Source organism: Maricaulis sp. (genome assembly GCF_048268525.1).
Lineage (GTDB): Bacteria > Pseudomonadota > Alphaproteobacteria > Caulobacterales > Maricaulaceae > Maricaulis.
This window is the reverse complement of the sequence record NZ_JBLWVH010000006.1, coordinates 44,734-62,140: the sequence shown is the minus strand read 5'-3', so window position 1 is coordinate 62,140 and position 17,407 is coordinate 44,734. Positions and strand designations below refer to the sequence as shown.

The 17,407-nt window shown below is 62.8% G+C and carries 20 protein-coding genes; 10 read left to right on the top strand and 10 right to left on the bottom strand.

Features of this window, described 5'->3' with window-relative positions:
• Positions 1-60: 60 nt before the first annotated feature.
• From ACN0X9_RS05025 to ACN0X9_RS05015, 3 genes are all read left to right on the top strand, one after another.
• Positions 61-435, top strand: a complete 375-nt coding sequence (locus tag ACN0X9_RS05025) for a hypothetical protein (RefSeq protein ID WP_417486521.1) — start codon at positions 61-63, stop codon at positions 433-435.
• A gap of 370 nt (positions 436-805) precedes the next feature.
• The gene (locus ACN0X9_RS05020; RefSeq protein WP_417486520.1) at positions 806-1,222 is read left to right on the top strand and encodes a hypothetical protein; all 417 of its coding nucleotides are present in this window, start codon (positions 806-808) and stop codon (positions 1,220-1,222) included.
• A gap of 240 nt (positions 1,223-1,462) precedes the next feature.
• Positions 1,463-1,972 (top strand): hypothetical protein, encoded by a 510-nt coding sequence (locus ACN0X9_RS05015; protein ID WP_417486519.1) that lies wholly within the window; start codon positions 1,463-1,465, stop codon positions 1,970-1,972.
• A 782-nt stretch (positions 1,973-2,754) separates the two neighbouring features.
• Here ACN0X9_RS05015 and ACN0X9_RS05010 read toward each other — a convergent pair.
• Both ACN0X9_RS05010 and ACN0X9_RS05005 read right to left on the bottom strand, forming a co-directional pair.
• Positions 2,755-3,729, bottom strand: a complete 975-nt coding sequence (locus tag ACN0X9_RS05010; protein ID WP_417486518.1) for a TolB family protein — start codon at positions 3,727-3,729, stop codon at positions 2,755-2,757.
• The gene (locus ACN0X9_RS05005; RefSeq protein WP_417486517.1) at positions 3,726-4,844 is read right to left on the bottom strand and encodes a beta-ketoacyl-ACP synthase III; all 1,119 of its coding nucleotides are present in this window, start codon (positions 4,842-4,844) and stop codon (positions 3,726-3,728) included. The genes ACN0X9_RS05010 and ACN0X9_RS05005 overlap by 4 nt, the downstream gene beginning before the upstream one ends.
• Before the next feature lie 242 nt (positions 4,845-5,086).
• Between ACN0X9_RS05005 and ACN0X9_RS05000 the strand changes: the two genes are divergently transcribed.
• On the top strand, positions 5,087-6,295 hold the full coding sequence (locus tag ACN0X9_RS05000) for an ammonium transporter (protein ID WP_417486516.1): 1,209 nt from the start codon (positions 5,087-5,089) through the stop codon (positions 6,293-6,295).
• 316 nt (positions 6,296-6,611) lie between these two features.
• On the opposite strand, the gene ACN0X9_RS04995 is transcribed toward ACN0X9_RS05000, so the two are convergent.
• Together ACN0X9_RS04995 and ACN0X9_RS04990 are read right to left on the bottom strand one after the other, a co-directional pair.
• Positions 6,612-7,112 carry a peroxiredoxin family protein gene (locus tag ACN0X9_RS04995; RefSeq protein WP_417486515.1) on the bottom strand — a complete coding sequence of 167 codons (501 nt, stop codon included), beginning with the start codon at positions 7,110-7,112 and terminating at the stop codon, positions 6,612-6,614.
• Between the two features lie 53 nt (positions 7,113-7,165).
• Positions 7,166-7,711: a carboxymuconolactone decarboxylase family protein gene (locus ACN0X9_RS04990; RefSeq protein WP_417486514.1), complete on the bottom strand. Its 546-nt coding sequence runs from the start codon at positions 7,709-7,711 to the stop codon at positions 7,166-7,168.
• 102 nt (positions 7,712-7,813) lie between these two features.
• Between ACN0X9_RS04990 and ACN0X9_RS04985 the strand changes: the two genes are divergently transcribed.
• A complete protein-coding gene (locus ACN0X9_RS04985; RefSeq protein ID WP_417486513.1) occupies positions 7,814-8,368 on the top strand; it encodes a MarR family winged helix-turn-helix transcriptional regulator in 555 nt (184 codons plus the stop codon).
• A 146-nt stretch (positions 8,369-8,514) separates the two neighbouring features.
• The gene (locus ACN0X9_RS04980; RefSeq protein WP_417486512.1) at positions 8,515-9,945 is read left to right on the top strand and encodes a serine hydrolase domain-containing protein; all 1,431 of its coding nucleotides are present in this window, start codon (positions 8,515-8,517) and stop codon (positions 9,943-9,945) included.
• Here ACN0X9_RS04980 and ACN0X9_RS04975 read toward each other — a convergent pair.
• On the bottom strand, positions 9,942-11,057 hold the full coding sequence (locus ACN0X9_RS04975; RefSeq protein ID WP_417486511.1) for a beta-ketoacyl-ACP synthase III: 1,116 nt from the start codon (positions 11,055-11,057) through the stop codon (positions 9,942-9,944). The genes ACN0X9_RS04980 and ACN0X9_RS04975 overlap by 4 nt on opposite strands.
• A gap of 161 nt (positions 11,058-11,218) precedes the next feature.
• Between ACN0X9_RS04975 and ACN0X9_RS04970 the strand changes: the two genes are divergently transcribed.
• The 4 genes from ACN0X9_RS04970 (at position 11,219) to fghA (ending at position 14,209) form a co-directional block, all read left to right on the top strand.
• Positions 11,219-12,325: an S-(hydroxymethyl)glutathione dehydrogenase/class III alcohol dehydrogenase gene (locus ACN0X9_RS04970; protein WP_417486510.1), complete on the top strand. Its 1,107-nt coding sequence runs from the start codon at positions 11,219-11,221 to the stop codon at positions 12,323-12,325.
• Between the two features lie 377 nt (positions 12,326-12,702).
• Positions 12,703-12,930 carry a FitA-like ribbon-helix-helix domain-containing protein gene (locus ACN0X9_RS04965; protein WP_417486509.1) on the top strand — a complete coding sequence of 76 codons (228 nt, stop codon included), beginning with the start codon at positions 12,703-12,705 and terminating at the stop codon, positions 12,928-12,930.
• Positions 12,927-13,361: a type II toxin-antitoxin system VapC family toxin gene (locus tag ACN0X9_RS04960; RefSeq protein ID WP_417486508.1), complete on the top strand. Its 435-nt coding sequence runs from the start codon at positions 12,927-12,929 to the stop codon at positions 13,359-13,361. The genes ACN0X9_RS04965 and ACN0X9_RS04960 overlap by 4 nt, the downstream gene beginning before the upstream one ends.
• A complete protein-coding gene (fghA, locus tag ACN0X9_RS04955; RefSeq protein ID WP_417486507.1) occupies positions 13,358-14,209 on the top strand; it encodes an S-formylglutathione hydrolase in 852 nt (283 codons plus the stop codon). Before ACN0X9_RS04960 ends, fghA begins: the two co-directional genes overlap by 4 nt.
• 14 nt (positions 14,210-14,223) lie before the next feature.
• Here the strand turns inward: fghA and ACN0X9_RS04950 are convergent, their stop codons facing one another.
• From ACN0X9_RS04950 to ACN0X9_RS04930, 5 genes are all read right to left on the bottom strand, one after another.
• Entirely contained in the window at positions 14,224-14,445 is a 222-nt protein-coding gene (locus tag ACN0X9_RS04950; protein ID WP_417486506.1) for a hypothetical protein, read from the bottom strand.
• 305 nt (positions 14,446-14,750) lie between these two features.
• Positions 14,751-15,329 carry a DNA-3-methyladenine glycosylase I gene (locus ACN0X9_RS04945; RefSeq protein ID WP_417486505.1) on the bottom strand — a complete coding sequence of 193 codons (579 nt, stop codon included), beginning with the start codon at positions 15,327-15,329 and terminating at the stop codon, positions 14,751-14,753.
• Between the two features lie 121 nt (positions 15,330-15,450).
• Positions 15,451-15,681 carry a hypothetical protein gene (locus ACN0X9_RS04940; RefSeq protein ID WP_417486504.1) on the bottom strand — a complete coding sequence of 77 codons (231 nt, stop codon included), beginning with the start codon at positions 15,679-15,681 and terminating at the stop codon, positions 15,451-15,453.
• A gap of 90 nt (positions 15,682-15,771) precedes the next feature.
• The gene (locus ACN0X9_RS04935) at positions 15,772-16,392 is read right to left on the bottom strand and encodes an isochorismatase family protein (RefSeq protein WP_417486503.1); all 621 of its coding nucleotides are present in this window, start codon (positions 16,390-16,392) and stop codon (positions 15,772-15,774) included.
• Between the two features lie 56 nt (positions 16,393-16,448).
• On the bottom strand, positions 16,449-17,324 hold the full coding sequence (locus tag ACN0X9_RS04930; RefSeq protein WP_417486502.1) for a pirin family protein: 876 nt from the start codon (positions 17,322-17,324) through the stop codon (positions 16,449-16,451).
• Positions 17,325-17,407 lie beyond the last annotated feature (83 nt).

The window sequence follows — 17,407 nt, the reverse complement described above, 5'->3', positions numbered from 1 at the left end:
TGATTGACCCGGGCGTAAATAGGGCGCGAAATGTCCCTATCAAAATGAGGGAGATAAAACATGAGTCTGACACGTGTGGTCCTGCGGCTCGGCCGCAACCCCAAGGCCGGTTTCCCCGAGGGCGATGATGCGCACGGCTATGTCGTGGTGGCGCCGCTGGACAAGGACGGCAAGCTGGATCTCGAACTCTGGCGCGCTAACAAGGCGGCCTGCACGGTCGACCGCTTTTCGCCCGACCCCGATGACAAGGCCGATGGCTGGCTCAGCCACCGCGGGTCGCACTGGTTCTTCCGCTATGACGAAGAGGATGAGGGCCCCGACGAGCCGGTCTTCCGGCTCGGCGATCACATGATGCGGGTCGGCGAATACCTCACCATCCACGAAGCCGATGGCGATGATTTGACCTATCGCGTGACCGAGGCTGTGGCGGCTTAGCGCCCGCATCACCCAGGGCTTGGCGAACGTCGGGGTCTGCGTTGACGAGTCGATGCTCGCAGCCCTTCTTCGGCTTGTCGATGAGGCAGAGCCCTGGCAGTGCCATTCAATCCATAGGGGCGTGCTGGCACCGGGCGATGCCGAAGGGGTGCTTCCATGCGCCTTGGCTTAAGGGCGCCAGATGGCTTGAGGGCACCCATGCGTCGCTTGAATCCCTGCCCAAGCCGGTCATCCGAAGCCCATTCGTAGCGGCTCAGCGACACCAAGATAGGACGTATGGATGTGTCGATTGTCGAAGGCGTCGCTAGCTTGACATCGACTTGAGCCCAGCGATTACATAAGGCGGCATGGATCACCAGAGGGGATAGCAATGCTTTGGGGTGTCGTACTTTTCTTTCTTGTCATGTCAATTCCTGCCTTTTTTCTTGCCCAGAGAAATCGCGACTCTTTGATGGACGCGATGGCGATGCACGAACGTTTGCAGCGAACCGACCCCGATGATCCACTGGCCGCCGTTGGCCCCACAGAGTTTCAAAGAGCGTATGAACGTGCGGTCCGGAAACGGGGCGGCGCACTCTTGAACTGGGTTGTTGTGGGCTTTTTCGCCGGGCTTTTTCTGGGCATTCCGATCGCCATGGCGATTGCCTGGGCTTTTGACAGTGTCGACCTGTTTGGCTGGCTGGCCACCATTGCGATATTCGCCTTTTTCCTTGGCGGCATTTGGGTCGGCGCCTCGCGGCGCAAGAATGTGTACGATGTGATGCGTCAGATCCTCCAGGCGAGCTAGAGGTGTTTCATCCGTCGGGACTGCCTCGTCATGTGTTCGGCTTGTCTGGTCCCTCTCTTTGAGAGCGTCAACGACGGCGTCCCGGCCTTTCCCGGTGGCGCCCTCGATTGATCATCCCCTGCATGGGGTCTCGCGACGCTTGAGCGACATGGTGCTCGACCTCGCCGTTCAGGCGGCGTGTCTTGCTGGCCCCGAGGTTCGCGCCTAACCTTGCCGGGACGCCAAGGCAAGGAGGCCGCTATGGCCCGCAAGACACCGGTCAGCCGTCGATCTTTCCTGGAACAGGTTGTCGGGGGTGTCGTCGGGTCCACGCTCGTCGTCGGAAGCGCGTCTGCCGCAAATGGCCGCCTCACCCAGGCTGCCGTAACGGATTCTGACACCGGGGCCCGGGCCGATCCGGTCGGGCGGGGCCGCGGAGCGGGCGTGACCGATTCCGATACCGGCAGCGCCGCCGACCCGGTAGGACGAGGTCGTGGTGGGCGTACGGGCGGGCCGCAAGGGCTGGCGGGCAGCGGCGTCACGGATCGTGATGGCGGGCCGACGGCCGATCCGGCCGGTCAGGGCCGGTCCGGAGGCAGCGCGTCCCGGCCGAACCCGGCGATCGAGGCGGAGAATGCCAGGATCCGCGCAGAAAACCGGCGCATTGAGGAAGAGAACCGGCAAATCGAGGCCATGCGGGGCCAGCGTGACCAGCTTGAGGCCGAGCTGCAGGCGCTCGAGGGACCAAAGTCCCCGCCACAAAAGCCGTGAGCGGCGTTGCGCCTGTTCCTCGAATAAACGGGGACACGTGCCGTTTTCACTAGCGCCCTTCTACCCCCGCGCACCACGCAAACTCCACCGTAAACCGCTTGCCGAGACGTCGCCGTATCCGCTTCTTCAGGTCAAGGGCGCGTACGCGCCGCGTTGCGGTTTCACCCTTGAGCTGAAGAAGCGGATGCGGCCTGCTGGCTGACAAGCGCTTCAAGGGTCGCCCTGCGCGCGGCGCCGGGTTTGGTGTATCTCCCTCGGTTGCGTCCACGGCGTCTCGTCTCCGCACGCGATTGCGGCGGAGGTGGGAGGAAGCGGGATGCCGGCGGGCACCGGGGTGTCCGTGTGGCTGGGCTGCGGTGTCCGTGGTGTCCTCGGCATCCCGCTTGCGGAGTTTTCCCGGACGCTCTCGCCCCCGATTCCAATGCGCCAGGTAGATGGGGTCGGTCGTCTAGTGCCCCGCGACCCGGTCGCACGCCCTGCCGGAGCATCGGGATGTCATCCCCGACACGCGGACAGGCTCCGCTCGTTTCCGGGCACAAGTGACAGGGCCCGTGCCTCCCATCCCGAAAACCACGGGTATTATCGCCCGGGGTGGAGGGGGTGGGGATAAGTTTTCCGGATTTTGTGCGGCGAGCCGCTTTCCCTCTCCCTTGGGAGAGGGCCAGGGTGAGGGGTAAGCCCCTGTGAGTGCAGAAGGAATCCCCCTCATCCGGCCTGCGGACACCTTCTCCCAAGGGAGAAGGAAAGGGCGTGCGCGGCGGGGATAAACTACCTGTTTTCGCCTACTCCTCCGCCACGATCGCCAGCGTCGACAGGTCCGGGCTGATGGCCAGGCGGGTGACGCCGGTCAGCCAGTCAATGGCGCCAATCGGCTCCCAACCACCCCAGGCCCGCCAGACGAGGCGGTTGTCATGGACGGCGATGAAGGTGATGCGGTCGTCCGGCAGGACGGCCACCGCGAAATCCTGGCTGGTGCCGGGCAGGGCGAACATTTCGCGCAATTCGCCGGTCTGGGTGTTGAGCGCGTGCACCGTGTGGATACCAGCGTCGTCGGCCAGGGTGACATAGATTGCCGGGCCGCGACCGGCGCGGAAGAAGCTGCGGCCAGGATTGTCGGCGATATGGGTGACGGTCTCGGGCGTTGTCGTGCGGTCGATCAGCTGCAGCGTCATCGGCTCGCCGAGGTGGAAGACCGCGACGGCACTCATGTCACCGGAAAAACCGTAATAGCCGACCGGAGCCAGCGCTTCGGCGGGCTGGCGGTCGGTATTGTCGGGATTGGCCAGATAGGCGTTGCCGGCATAGCCGCCCGGTGGCTGGAAGATATAGCTGAGACGGCCATCCGGCGCGATGCGCGGCGAATACTCGCTCTCGCCCGGCGTCTGCGTCACAGGCGTGGTTTCGCCGCTGGCCAGGTCGAGTCGCCAGATATCGGTTTCACCGGTCTCATCGTCGGCCGTGTAGAGGAGGCCCCCATCAGGGGTAAAGAAGGGCTGATTGTCATAGCCGGGCCGCGTGATCCCGCCCAGCGATGCACCGAGCACGGGCGCTTCGCCGGACCAGTCGAGGGCGAACAGATGGATGTCCGTGCCCGGAGGCGCAGCAGCCTCTTCCTCACTGGCCTCTTCCTCACTGGTCTCGACTGTATCAGCCTGCGTATCAGGCGCCGTCGTGTCCGGCGTCGAAATGTCGTCATCGACAGCGGGTGAACAAGCCGCCAGGGCGGCGATCGAAATCAGGCTGAGCCAGGTTTTCATGCGCGTTTCCTCACGGCAGCAGCGCCGACACCATAGCCGGCACCAAAGGCGCACATCACGCCGGTGTCGCCGACGGCCATGTCGTCGGAGTGCATCTCGAAATTCATCACCACCGAGGACGAGGAGGTGTTGCCGTATTCGTGCAGGATGGCCGGCGCATTGTCCTCGGTGCGGTCGCGCTCGAGGATGCGTTTGGCGATCATGTCGACCATGCGGATATTGGCCTGGTGCAGCCAGGTGCGGCGCACGTCTGCCGGGGCGAGCTCGATCTGTTCCATCATCCGGCGGGCCACTTGCGGGGCAAAGCCGACCACATCCTTGAAAACACGGTGACCGTCCTGGTCGAGATGCGGCGCGAAATCGGGATCAACGGTGCGTTCGGCGATATTGATGAAGCCATAATCCGAGCGCAGGGCCGAGGACCACTTGTTCTCGGCATGGGTGCCGATCACGTCCCAGCCACCCGACTTGCCGTCATCGGCCTCGACAATCATTGCCGCCGACGCGTCACCGAAAATGAAATGCACCTCGCGCCGCGAATGAACATTGATGCAGGTCATCATTTCCGGTGAGCAGACGAGGATGCGTCTGGCCTGGCCGGACCTGATCATGCCATTGGCCAAATGCAGGCCATACAGCGCTGAAGCGCAGGCCATGGTCATGTCGAAGGAGAAACCGGTCGACCCTATGGCCTCCTGGATTTCGCAGGCGACAGCCGGGAAATTGCGTTGCTGGGCCGAGGAGGCGACGATGACGCCGTCAATGTCCGAGCCGTCATAACCGGCCTTGTCCAGCGCGATGCGAACCGATTTGAGGGCGAATTCGGCCTGTGTCGACACCTCGTCAATACCGCGCGGCGGAATCCGGGGAGTCATCGCGTCGATGTCGAGAATTCCGCTTTTCTCATAGACATGCCGGCGTTCGATGCCGGAGGCGCCCTTGATGAACTCGCTGGAGGAGAGCGGGACTTCCTCGGCTTCGCCGCTGGCGATGGCGGCCGCGTGCTCGGTGTTGAAGCGGGTCGCCCAGGCATTGTAGCTGGCGACGAGCTCGTCATTCGTGATGACATTGTCGGGGACCCAGTATCCCGTCGATCGGATGAGGCTGTTTTTCACGGCGTTGGACTCTGTTCTTGTCCTTGATGTGACCAGCCTAAAGCATGATCGCCATCGATCAATCCACGCTGACATTGCAAGGATGATGCGCGACCGCCTCGAAAACGGGCAGGCGTGCACAATTTCGCGGCGCGCTGCTGACAATCACGGCAAATCATCGCTGCAAAGTCGACTCCCGGCGATTCCCCGGCCTAGCTCTTCGCAATCGCAACAAACAACACGCGCTGTTTCGGGAGAGCCCCATGGATAGTGGCAATAACGCCTGGATCCTGACATCCACCGCCCTCGTCCTGTTGATGACATTGCCCGGACTGGCGCTGTTCTACGGCGGCATGGTCCGACGCAAGAATGTCCTGTCCACCCTGATGCAAAGCCTCGGAGCGGCTGCGGTCGTGACCGTCTTGTGGGCGCTGGTCGGCTATTCCCTGGCTTTCTCCGATGGCGGCGTGGCCAATGGTTTCGTCGGTGGCCTCGGACGGCTTGGCCTGTCCGGGATCATGCCCGACACGATGTCCGGTGACTTGCCGGAAAACCTCTTCCTGATGTTCCAACTCACCTTTGCCATCATCACCGTCGCGATCATTGCCGGTGCGGCGGTCGAGCGGATCAAATTCTCGGCCTTCATGGTCTTTGGCGCCGCCTGGCTGATCCTGGTCTATGCCCCGATCTGTCACTGGGTGTGGGGTGGCGGCTTCCTTGGCGAGGCCGGCGTGCTCGACTTTGCCGGCGGTGCGGTCGTGCATATCAATGCCGGTGTGGCCGGACTGGTGCTGGCCAAATTCCTCGGCCCCCGCAAGGGCTATCCCGGCTCCAACCTGGCGCCCGACAATCTGGTCCTGACCGTGATCGGTGCGGGCCTGCTGTGGGTCGGCTGGTTCGGCTTCAATGGCGGCTCGGCGCTGGCCGCCGATGGCGCTGCGGCGCATGCTTTCGTCACCACGCAGATTGCGGCCGCCAGTGCGGTGCTGGTCTGGATCGGCCTGGAGTGGATCCTGCGCGGCAAGGCCAGTGTCCTTGGCGCCGCATCCGGTGCCATTGCCGGCCTCGTCGCCATCACGCCTGCGGCCGGCTTCGTGCCGACCTGGTCGGCCTTCATCATCGGGGCCGGCGGCGCCTTCGGGGCCTATTGGGGCGTCACCGCGCTGAAGAAGGTGCTCAAGGTCGACGACACGCTCGACGCTTTCGGCCTGCACGGTGTGGGCGGGCTTGTCGGCGCCATCCTGACCGGTGTCTTTGCCTCCGAAGCGATCGGCGGCACGGCGGGCGCCTTCGAGGGCAATGTGATGCAGGTCTGGACCCAGACCTGGGGGGCATTGGCCGCCGCGATCTACTGCGGCGTGGTCACAACTGTCATACTTTTCGTGCAATCCAAGATCATGCCCATGCGCGTCGACGAGGAAGGCGAGATTTCCGGCCTCGACACCACGCTGCACGGTGAGTCCGTTGGTTGAATTTGGCGGCTAACCCTTAGCCGACACACATCTTTCGTCCTGGCCTGTCCTCCCCGGCCTGTGACGTATACTTGGCCCGGCCCGTCGCCCCTGTTCGCAGGGGTTGGCGGGCCGGGCCTCTTTTTATCTAGGTTTTCAAAATTGTATGGCGTGTATTTGCCTGTGTGTGCGGGCTACAGCCCGCTCAGCACGACGACGAAACCGACCCAGACGACTGCGTCGAGGGTATTGGATGCATATTCGAATATCGAATGGCGCCGCATGATGTCTCTCCTGTGTTGAAAGGCAGGATGGCGCGGCGGGGTGACAGAAGCTGTCAGGGTTTGGTCGATGCGCCGGGTTGGCCGGCCTCGTTCAGCAGGCTGCCGATTGCAGCACCGAGTTCCAGGTCGGTGATGGACCCGAAGCGTTGCAGCCGAACATGTCCGCCGGCGTCGATCAGAATGCTGGTCGGGGTGCCCTGCATGCCATAGCGGGTCATGGTCTGCGGGATAATTCCGGACGTGGCCGGGGCATCGATGCCGACCGGGAAGGTGATCCGGTTTTCATGCATGAAGGCAGCCAGCGCGGCGCGATGTCCCTGGGCTTCGTGGTGCTCGAACACGCTGTGCAGGCCGAGCACGACTAGCCCTTGTTTGCGAAAGGCGAGGTCGGCCCGCCGGGCTTGCGGCAGGGCATGTGAAACACAGCCCGGGCACAGCATCTGAAAGCATTCGAGCAGGATGACGCGTCCCGAGAGGCTTGCCAGTGAGGGCGGCACGTCACCGCCATTGACCGATTCGGTCGTGATGAGTTCCGGGGCTTTTTTCAGGTTCATGATTTTCGCTCTTGAAGGGCGGCCCGCCAGCCGGAGCCGGCGGGCCGGCTGGCCTAGCTGGCGCTGACGGGTTTGACGCTGGGGAAGTCGACTTCCACGTCGAACACGACATTGACGTAGTTGGTGAACAGGTTGAGCGCGATGTGAGCGACGATCTCGACAATCTCTTCGTCATCGAAGCCGGCGGCGCGCAATTCAGCCAGCGCCGACGGATCGACATGCCCGCGTTGCTCCACGACGGCGAGGGCGAAATCGAGCGCTGCCTGGGTGCGAGCGTCATCGGCCCGCCCCTTGCGGGCGTCGTCCATCTGCGCGGCCGTCAAACCCGCGTTTTTGCCCAAGACCGTGTGGGCTGACAGGCAGTATTCACAGCCATTGCGGTTGGCGATGGCAACAGCGATCTGCTCACCCAGCCGGGCACCGATGCGACCGGTCCCGAGAGCGCCGAAACTGCCCAGCATTGACTTCAGGGCCGCCGGCGAATGGGCCACGGTTCCGAACATGTTGATCACCGCGCCGAACTGGCTGCGCACGGCATCCATCAGCTCTTTGCGTTCGCCGGTGGCGTTGGCGGGGTCGAAGGGGGGAATATGCGGCATGGGAGTCTCCTGACAGAAAATAGTATCGAGTCGATACGGTTTCGTATCTAGGCGGGCACGCCGGCGATTGCAAGGGTAGTATTGAGTCGATACAGTGAGGGCATGATGACACCCACACATTCCGCTCGCCTGCTCGAGCGGCTGAGCCGCCTGATCCACAACGAGGCTCATGCCCACGGGCTGAAGCCGGTGCAGTGGGATGTCGTGCGTTATCTGGCCGCCGCCAACCGGTTTTCCCGATCGCCCTCGGCCGTGACCAGCTATCTCAACCTGACCAAGGGGACCGTGTCGCAGACGATCAACGCGCTGGAAGCCAAGGGGTTTGTGGTCAAACACGCCGATGCGACCGACCGGCGCCGCGTCACACTGGATCTCTCGTCACAAGCGCGGGCTGTGTTGAAGGATGACCCCCTGCTGCGGATATCATCGCATATGGATGCCCTGAAGGAAGACAGCCGTCGCGGTCTCGACGCAGGGCTGGGCGAGCTTCTCGACAGGTTGATCCGGGAGCGGAATGGGCGCCCCTTCGGTGTCTGCCACACCTGTCGCCATCACAGGCCGGGTCGCGAGGAGGGTCAGGGTGGTTTCTGCAATCTGCTGCAGGAAGGCCTGACCGTCGAGGACGGCAACCTGCTGTGCGTCGAGCACGCCGCCTGACCTGTTTCGCAGCGACCGCTGGTGGTGGCTGTTGATGCCTGATATTTCTGGACCACGAACCGCGAGGCAGGGACCGTGCATAGGCGCGAGCACGCGTGTTGGCGGGACAGGACGGGGACAGGACTGGGACAGGACGGGGGCAAGACATGCGGCGCTATCTGGTACGACTTCTGTTTTCGTTGTTGGTCATGTCCGGCCTGACCATGCCCGCTCTGGCGCAGGCGAATACCCAATCCTTGGCGATTGATGCGTATCTGGACGAAGCCATGCCGGCCGCATCCGCGCCCGGTCTGGCCTGGGCGATCCTCGACAATGGCGATCTGCGTGTGGGGTCGCGCGGCGAGCGCATCGCGGGCAGTGGCCTGCCTGTCAGCAGTGACACACCCTTCGCGCTGGGCTCGGTCTCCAAAAGCTTCACCGCGCTCGCCATCATGCAGCTGGTGGAAGCGGGCGAGGTCGATCTGGACAATGCTGTTGCGGACTATCTCGAAGGCTTCGCCGGCCAGCCCGGTGGGGCGGTCACGATCCGGCAATTGCTGAGCCATACCAGTGGCTGGTCCACCGTGCAGGGAAACAGTTTCCAGACCGGTCGGGCCGACCAGGACAATACGCTCGCCGGGAATGTGAGCCAGCTGGCCGAGACCTCGCCGGCCCGGGAAGCCGGCACAGCCTGGCAGTATTCCAACGCCAATTACCTGATCCTCGGTGCGGTGATTGAAGCGGTCAGCGAGCGTGACTTTGCCGCCTATGTCGAAACCGAAATCCTCGCCCCGCTCGGCATGGATGACAGTTCTGTCGGCGGGCGCGCGGCCGGTGACAGCATGGCAATCGGCCATACACCCTGGTTTGGCGCCCGGCGCCCGGTTCCCGTGCAGGGCGGGGCGTCAGGCGGCATGGCACCGGCAGGCGGTATCGTCGCCAGCGCAGCCGACATGGCTCTGTATCTGGCGATGATGACCAATGGCGAGGATGACCTGATCACCGCGGACCACAAGGTGATGATGATGCGTCCGGCCAGCGCCGCCTCACCGTTTTACGGGTTTGGCTGGTTCATCGATGCCGAGGCTGATGCCGCCTACCACACCGGGCTCACCCCCGGGGTCGAGACCCTGGCCATCCTGTCACGCTCGCAGCAAAGGGGCGGGGTGGTGCTCGTGAATGCCAATAGCGGCATGGGATTTGGCGTGACCGGCGACATTCTGGCAGGCATGAGCGCATTTGCGCTTGGAGAAACGCCTGAAAGCGCCGGCCCGCATCTCGGGACGCAGAGCCTCTATGTGATGGTGCTGGTCCTGCCCGTCCTCTTCGTTGCGGGGATCGTGCTGGCTTGGATGGGGCGGGCCGGTCTGCGAGCCAAATCCGGCATTGCCGGCTGGTTCAGCCTGGTCTTCCCGGTGTTCTCCACCCTGGCCATGGCCTGGGTCTTTGTGGACCTCATGCCGAAACTCTTCGGCGCACCGCTGGCGACCTTTTATCTCTACCAGCCGGACATGACGATCCTGCTCGTCGCCAGCGCGGTGACGGGCGTCAGTTTCTCGGTGTTCAGACTGGCCCTGGCCCTGAGCGGTCGCCGCTAGAGCTTCTCGACGAACACCGTACCGGCCGAATAGCCCGCCCCGAAGGAGCAGATCAGCCCCTTCTCGCCGGCTTCGAAACCGTCATGGTGGCGGTGGAAGGCGACCAGGGAGCCGGCACCGGCGGTATTGGCGAACTCGTCGAGAATGATCGGTGCCTCTTCCTCGGTGAATTCGCGGCCGAGGACCTTCTTGGCCACCATCATGTTCATGTTGATATTGGCCTGGTGCAGCCAGAGGCGTTTCATGTCGGCCGGCTCGAGACCGAAATTGCCCATGTCGGTGAGGATCATCTCGGCGACCATCGGGCAGACTTCCTTGAAGACCTTGCGGCCCTCTTGCACGAAATAGCGATCCTCAAACTCCGGCGCGGGCTCTTCCGACGCGTTCAGGAAGCCGAAATTCGAGCGGATATTGTTGGAGAACTTGGTCATCAGATTGCGGCCGATGATCTTCCAGCCCTCGCCACCGGCGACGTCCTCATGCTCGATCAGCATGGCCACGGCGACATCACCGAAGATGAAATGGCTGTCGCGATCGCGGAAATTGAGCTGCGGGGTGGTGATCTCCGGCGTCACGACGAGGACCGACTTGGCCATGCCGGTCTCGATCATGTTGACCGCATTGATGATGCCGAAGGTTCCCGAGGAGCAGGCGACGGTCATGTCAAAGCCGAAGCCTTCAATGCCCAGCGCGTCCTGGATCTCGATCGCCATCGAAGGGTAGGTGCGTTGCATCGAGGTGGCCGAGCAGATTACGGCGTCAACATCGGCGGCGTCGCGGCCTGCCGCTTCCAGCGCTTCCTTGGCAGCGGCGACACCGGCTTCGGCCATCAGCGACAGCGCTTCATTGGGGCGCGGTTCGGCGCGCGGGCGCATGCGGGCAATGTCCAGCACGCCTTTCTTGTCGATCGTATAGCGCGACTTGATGCCCGAGGCTTTCTCGATGAAGCCGGAGGAGGACGGGTTTTTCGCCTCGACCGCGCCGCGCTCGATGGCGTCGGCATGCTCGGCGTTGAAGTGCTCAACATAGGCGTTGTAGCAGGCCACGAGTTCGTCGTTGGAGATGGACTCGTCTGGCGTCCAAAGGCCGGTCGACCGGATTACCGCGCTCATATACTTCACTCCGAAACGGGTATGTCAGGGCGCGCAACTTAGTGGCTGCACCAAGGCCCGTCACCTGCACAGCTGCGCATGCCTGTCACGCGAGGCTTTGACGCCGGGGCAGAGCAATGCGAGACCTTGGTTTCAAGCCATTGGTTCGGGGAGATTGATCCATGAAGACACGCGCCGCCGTCGCCTTTGAAGCGGGCAAGCCGCTGGAGATTGTCGAAGTAGACCTGGAAGGCCCGAAGGCCGGCGAGGTCCTGGTCGAGATCAAGGCGACCGGGATCTGTCACACCGATGAATTCACCCGCTCCGGTGCCGATCCGGAAGGCGCCTTCCCGGCCATTCTGGGCCATGAGGGCGCCGGCATTGTCCGCGAGGTCGGGCCGGGCGTGAAAGACCTCAAGGTCGGCGATCATGTCATTCCGCTCTACACGGCCGAGTGCCGGGAGTGCGAATACTGCCTCAATCCCAAGACCAATCTGTGCCAGAAAGTCCGCGCGACCCAAGGCCAGGGCGTGATGCCGGACGGCACCTCGCGCTTTTCCTACAAGGGCGAGAAAATCCTGCACTATATGGGCTGTTCGACCTTCTCGAACTTCACCGTCCTGCCGGAGGTCTCGCTCGCCAAGGTCCGCCAGGACGCGCCCTTCGACAAGATTTGCTATATCGGCTGCGGCGTGACGACCGGCATTGGCGCGGTCATGTTTACCGCCAAGGTCGAGCCCAATTCCACCGCTGTTGTCTTCGGCCTGGGCGGGATCGGTCTCAATGTCATCCAGGGCCTCAAACTGATCGGCGCGAAACAGATCGTCGGCGTCGACATGAACCCGGCCAAACAGGCCATCGCCCGCCAGTTCGGCATGACCGATTTCGTCAATCCCAAGGACCACAAGGACCTGGTCGGCCATCTGGTCGAGCTGACCGGCGGCGGGGCGGATTATTCCTTTGAATGCATCGGCAATGTCGAGGTTATGCGCGCGGCACTGGAATGCTGCCACAAGGGCTGGGGCGAGAGCATCATCATCGGCGTCGCTCCCGCCGGTGCCGAGATCCAGACCCGCCCCTTCCAGCTGGTCACCGGCCGCGTCTGGCGCGGCTCCGCCTTCGGCGGCGCCAGGGGCCGCACCGACGTGCCCAAGATCGTCGACATGTACATGGAAGGCCGCATCGATATCGACAGCCTGATCACCCACAAGCTCAAGCTGGAAGACATCAACAAGGGGTTTGACCTGATGCATGCCGGCGAGAGCATCCGGGCTGTGGTGGAGTATTAGCCTTACTCACCCACACCGTTGTCATCCCGGACGGATGTCCCGCGAAAGCGGGACGCAGATCCGGGACCTATGTGGCGGCAATCATATAGGTCCCTGACTTTCGCCCGGCCTTCGCCGGGCGTCCATCAGGGATGACAAACTTGACGTTTCGCCATTCGCGCCCCGGCGCACACCCCGCCATAAACCGCTTGCCGAGAGTTCGCTGGCTGACAAGCGAACTATGGTTCCTTGCGCGCCAGGTGGCGCGGCAGGATGAGCGCGGTAACCGTGGGATGACGGAGTGTTGGGAGCTCGCTCGCGCGATGGATGAGGTTCCAAACTCCATCCATTCACCACCTCGCCCCATCATGATATCATCGCGCTATCAGGAGGCGCCGATGGGCCAGGTCATCATTCGCAATCTCGACGACGCGGTCGTCGCCAATCTCAAGCGCATGGCGGCGCGGGACGATAAGTCGTTGGAGCAATTCCTGCGCGAGGTGCTGGCCGAAACGGCGTTGGCAGACCGCGAAGGCTTTGTCGATTTTGCCAAGGGTATGCGCGAACGCTCACGACCGGCTTTCAAGGATGCGACTGACATTATTCGTGAGGACCGGGACCGGTGAAACCCGTCGTCGTCGATGCGTCGGTTGTGGTGAAGTGGTTCGTCAACGATGTTCTGACCGAGCAGGCTGTCGCGACGCTGGACCGTTTTGACTTCCACGCGCCCAGCCTTATCGTCGCCGAGCAATCCAACGCCCTGTGCAAATATGCTCGCCGCGGCGACCTGTCCGCAGCGGACTGCGGAGCCGCGGTCAACCGCCTTCCGCGCCTGGTACGCCTGACGCCGATGGTCGAGTTGGCGTCGGAGGCGGCGGCCTTGGCCGTCGAGCTCGACCATCCCGCCTATGACTGTTTCTATCTCAGCCTCGCGCGCCGGCTCGGCCATGATCTGCTGACGGCTGACAAGCGACTTCTGGCGTGTATCGCCGGGGACAATCGCTGGAGAAGCGTCTATCTCGGCGACATTCCCATCAATCCGGAGCCATCCCCGTGACCCTCACCCCCATCACCCCCATCTCCAGCTGGACTTCCTTTGGCGGCACCTTGTCCGTCCATGACCATGGCAGCGAGGCCTGCAACGGGCCGATGCGTTTTGCGGTCTATACGCCGCCCCAGGCCAAAAAGGGTCCGGTGCCGGTCGTCTGGTTCCTGTCGGGTCTGACCTGCAACTGGTCGAATGTGATGGAGAAATCCGGCCTCCAGCGCGTCGCCAGCGAGCTCGGCCTGATGGTGGTCGCGCCCGACACCTCACCGCGCGGCGAGGATGTGGCCGATGATGAGGGATATGATCTGGGGCAGGGCGCCGGCTTCTATCTCGATGCCACCGAACAGCCCTGGACGCCGCATTTTTCGATGGAAACCTATATCGCCCATGAATTGCCAGCCCTGATCGGCTCGCAGTTTCCTGCCGATCTGGAGCGTCAGGGCATCATGGGTCATTCCATGGGTGGCCATGGCGCGCTGACGCTCAATTTCCGCCTGCCCGGCCGCTTTGCCTCGGTCTCTGCCTTCGCCCCTATCGTGGCACCGACGAAAGTCCCTTGGGGACAAAAGGCGTTTGCGGCCTATCTCGGTGATGAATGCCCCGCCTGGGGCGAACATGATGCCTGCGAGCTGGTCAAACGGCAGCCGACCGACCAGATGATCCTGATCGACCAGGGCGAGGCCGATCAATTCCTCGACGGGCAATTGCGCCCGGAGCTGTTCGAGGCGGCCTGCAGGGAGGCCGGCCAGTCCGTAACCGTCCGCCGCCATCCCGGCTATGACCATTCCTACTGGTTCATCGCCAGCTTCATCGAGGATCATCTGCGCCATCACGCCAAGGCGCTGGCGGCCGGGTAGGGAGTTTTACGCCATTATTGCGGGTTTTCGACGCGGTGACGCGGGCGCATTTCGACATCGCCATCGCCGTCATCGCAGACCCATTCACCGGGCGCGGCAGGGTCGTGCGGACCGGCGGGACGGCACTCGCCGGCCCCCATCTCGGCAGCAGAGGGCAGATTGGGGTCTCGACCTTCGCTCAGCCAGGCGCAGCCGGTGAGAAGGCTGGCAGGCAGACAAATCAGGATGATACGCATGACACGCTCCAATGCGGGCTCCCCAGCCGGCGCATGGGGGGAGTTTAGCGGTTGGGGGCGTGTGGGCAAGGGGCTGTCGTTCAAGCGCCTGGCGCGGAGCAATCCTTAAACCTCTTGTCAGCCAGCAGGCCGTATCCGCTTCTTGAGGTCAAGGGCGGCGCAGCCGCCGCTTCGCGGTTTCACCCTTGAGCTCCAGAAGCGGATACGGCTTTCTCTCGGCAAGGGATTTAAGGTGGGGTGTGCGCGGGCGCCCATTCACTCACCATTTTTCCCGGGTCTTCGTCCGGGAAAATGAGGGTGATTTCCTACCGCACCAACGCTTTCACCGCGTCATGCCGGGGGCATCCGGTTTCATGATCATTGACCATGCCGACCGCTTCCATGAAGGCGTAGACAATCGTCGGCCCGACAAACTTGAAGCCGCGCTTCTTGAGGTCTTTCGAGATCGTCTCTGACAGCGCCGTCTTTGTCGGCACGTCTGACAGGCTGGCATAGCTGTTCTGGATCGGCTCGCCGCCGACAAAGGCCCAGAGATAATCCGCGAAATCCTCGCCGTTTTCGCGCATGGCGATATAGGCTTTCGCATTGCCGATGGCAGCGTCGATCTTGGATTTCGAGCGGATGATACCGGGATCGGCCAGCAGGCGTTCGCGATCGGCATCGGTATAGGCAGCGATCCGATCGGGGTCGAATTCGTCAAAGGCGAGGCGCATCGTGTCGCGCTTGCGCAGGATCGTGATCCAGGCGAGGCCGGCCTGGAAACCGTCCAGCATCAGCTTTTCCCACAAGGCGCGGCTGTCATACTCCGGCACGCCCCATTCGGTGTCGTGATAGGCGGCATAGATCGGATCGGGCGTATTCACCCAGGCGCAGCGCTGGTTCATGGATGGGTCCTTCGATGATCCGAACCAGTGCAGCCTGTTCGGACCAGCCTGCCAAGCCGCATTCTCAGGGATTGTTGCCAGCGTTGTGGCAGGAGGCGGCCGTCCTGCCGGGCCGACGGCGCTACCGTTTCATCCAGCCGTCGAAGACACGCATGAGAACGGGCATGATTGCATACATCATCAAAGGGACGATGAGGGCGACGGCGAGGATCGTCACAAGCAGTTTTTCGCCTGGCAGAAGCCGGAAAAGCGCCTCTGGAATGAAATACACCGGCGTCAGTAGACCGACGAAAGTGAGAAACGCGACTTTATGGCGGGGTGGCGCCTGGCCAACCGGGGAGGATTGGGTCATTGGAAACTCCATGGCGGGGAGAAGCAGACGTGGCGGGCAGGCACATTGAATACCCACCACGTCGAGCCGTTGTGACAGTCGGATTGGGCCTTACGCGGCTGAACTTGCGCGGACCTGACCGACGAGATTCGCCCAGTCCATGTCGAGACCTTGATAGACCTGACCGGCTTGCGACGCGGCGTTGTCGGCCAGGATCTCGACCATCAGGCTGGCACCGTCCGCCACCACGACGCCGCTTTGCACGAGGCGCATGAGCCCCGTCTCTCGTTTGGTCATGTTGAACGTCCCGCTGGCATCAACGGCGACATAGGCTTCGAACCCTTCGCGCACGGCTCGCATGGCGGGAAATGCTGCGCAAACCTCGAGTGAAACGCCTGCAAAGATGAGTTTCTTGCGGCCGGTCGCCCGGATCGCGGCTTCGACACGGGGATCATCCCATGCATTGACCGTGGTGCGATCAATGAAATCCTGGTCTGGCAGCGCCGCTGTCAGCTCGGGAAAGGCCGGGCCCCAGAGCGTATCCGCCGAAGTCGTGGTGGTAATGATCGGTAATCCGAGAGCCTTGGCGGCTTTCGCGAGACCCACCACATTGTGTTTGAGCTCGGCGACGGAGTAGTCGCGGACGCCCGTCATCAGACCGACCTGATGGTCGACCAGTACAAGCGCGGCATTCTCCGCCGTGAGGGGTTCAGGGTTCAGGATATGGGTCATGGCGTTCTCCTTTTGGTTGAAGCCGTTGAAAGTGCCGAAATTGGCAGGGTGGGATTTCAGTCGATGGCGCCAAGCTGGCCGGCCGCGTAGGCCGCCTGCACGGCCTCGATTTCCTTGGCGGTGCTCATCACGAATGGGCCCTGTTGCACGAAGGTCTCGCGCACAGGCTCGCCTTGCAGAAGAACGAGATGCGCACCGGCGTCACTTTGAACGCGTACCGAGGGTGCATCGGCATGGCTTCGAAGCGCGATGGCGGTGCCCTTGTCCAGGATGGCCCAGGTCTCGCCCGCCTGGAGGCGCGCCTTACCATCAACCACCAGCAGCCATGACGCCTGCCGTGTCTTGCCGTGTTGCGTGAACGCCCCGCCAGCTTGCAGGTGGATGTCGAGGATCGTCAGGGGCAGCGCCGGCGAGGATGCCCCGATGACACCATCGCTCTGCCCCAGCACCACACGTACACGGTGCCTGTCGCCGGTGATCACCGGCATTTCGGCGGCAGGAACATGAAGAGAGGCCGGCGCGTCCGCCTTGTGCTTGGCAGGCAGGTTCACGAAGACCTGCAAGGCATGGATCCTGGCCCCCGGTCTTGGCGCCTCGTCATGGACCGCACCCCGGCCTGCCTTGAGCCAGTAGAGGTCCCCGGGCGCGATCTCGAAATCATTCCCGAGCGAATCGCGATTGTGGAATTGTCCTTCACTGTCCTCGAACAGAATTGACACCGCAGACATGCCGGCATGGGGGTGAGCGCCGAAGGTCGGCTCGGTCATCACGAAATGATCCACCATGACCAGCGGATCCATCAGCCCGTCGAAGCGATCCTGCTTGAAGCTAAGGGCCTCAAATCCGTCACCGATGACAAGTGGGCGCCCACGTACGGGTCGGGAAATGTCGAGTCCGATCCGCTCGTCATTATCCAAGGCTTGTGTTGGCATGTTGGTCTCCATCTGTTGCAAATGGAGATATCAGCGGAACGATGCCGACAAAAAGTGGCAATAATGGAAACAATCGTTCTATA

What these genes read in the sequence shown, in the direction of transcription:
- ACN0X9_RS05025 (WP_417486521.1), top strand. Translation starts at nt 61, where the DNA reads ATGAGTCTGACACGTGTGGTCCTGCGGCTCGGCCGCAACCCCAAGGCC.
- ACN0X9_RS05020 (WP_417486520.1), top strand. Translation starts at nt 806, where the DNA reads ATGCTTTGGGGTGTCGTACTTTTCTTTCTTGTCATGTCAATTCCTGCC.
- ACN0X9_RS05015 (WP_417486519.1), top strand. Translation starts at nt 1,463, where the DNA reads ATGGCCCGCAAGACACCGGTCAGCCGTCGATCTTTCCTGGAACAGGTT.
- ACN0X9_RS05010 (WP_417486518.1), bottom strand. Translation starts at nt 3,729, where the DNA reads ATGAAAACCTGGCTCAGCCTGATTTCGATCGCCGCCCTGGCGGCTTGT.
- ACN0X9_RS05000 (WP_417486516.1), top strand. Translation starts at nt 5,087, where the DNA reads ATGGATAGTGGCAATAACGCCTGGATCCTGACATCCACCGCCCTCGTC.
- ACN0X9_RS04995 (WP_417486515.1), bottom strand. Translation starts at nt 7,112, where the DNA reads ATGAACCTGAAAAAAGCCCCGGAACTCATCACGACCGAATCGGTCAAT.
- ACN0X9_RS04990 (WP_417486514.1), bottom strand. Translation starts at nt 7,711, where the DNA reads ATGCCGCATATTCCCCCCTTCGACCCCGCCAACGCCACCGGCGAACGC.
- ACN0X9_RS04985 (WP_417486513.1), top strand. Translation starts at nt 7,814, where the DNA reads ATGATGACACCCACACATTCCGCTCGCCTGCTCGAGCGGCTGAGCCGC.
- ACN0X9_RS04980 (WP_417486512.1), top strand. Translation starts at nt 8,515, where the DNA reads ATGCGGCGCTATCTGGTACGACTTCTGTTTTCGTTGTTGGTCATGTCC.
- ACN0X9_RS04975 (WP_417486511.1), bottom strand. Translation starts at nt 11,057, where the DNA reads ATGAGCGCGGTAATCCGGTCGACCGGCCTTTGGACGCCAGACGAGTCC.
- ACN0X9_RS04970 (WP_417486510.1), top strand. Translation starts at nt 11,219, where the DNA reads ATGAAGACACGCGCCGCCGTCGCCTTTGAAGCGGGCAAGCCGCTGGAG.
- ACN0X9_RS04965 (WP_417486509.1), top strand. Translation starts at nt 12,703, where the DNA reads ATGGGCCAGGTCATCATTCGCAATCTCGACGACGCGGTCGTCGCCAAT.
- ACN0X9_RS04950 (WP_417486506.1), bottom strand. Translation starts at nt 14,445, where the DNA reads ATGCGTATCATCCTGATTTGTCTGCCTGCCAGCCTTCTCACCGGCTGC.
- ACN0X9_RS04945 (WP_417486505.1), bottom strand. Translation starts at nt 15,329, where the DNA reads ATGAACCAGCGCTGCGCCTGGGTGAATACGCCCGATCCGATCTATGCC.
- ACN0X9_RS04940 (WP_417486504.1), bottom strand. Translation starts at nt 15,681, where the DNA reads ATGACCCAATCCTCCCCGGTTGGCCAGGCGCCACCCCGCCATAAAGTC.
- ACN0X9_RS04935 (WP_417486503.1), bottom strand. Translation starts at nt 16,392, where the DNA reads ATGACCCATATCCTGAACCCTGAACCCCTCACGGCGGAGAATGCCGCG.
- ACN0X9_RS04930 (WP_417486502.1), bottom strand. Translation starts at nt 17,324, where the DNA reads ATGCCAACACAAGCCTTGGATAATGACGAGCGGATCGGACTCGACATT.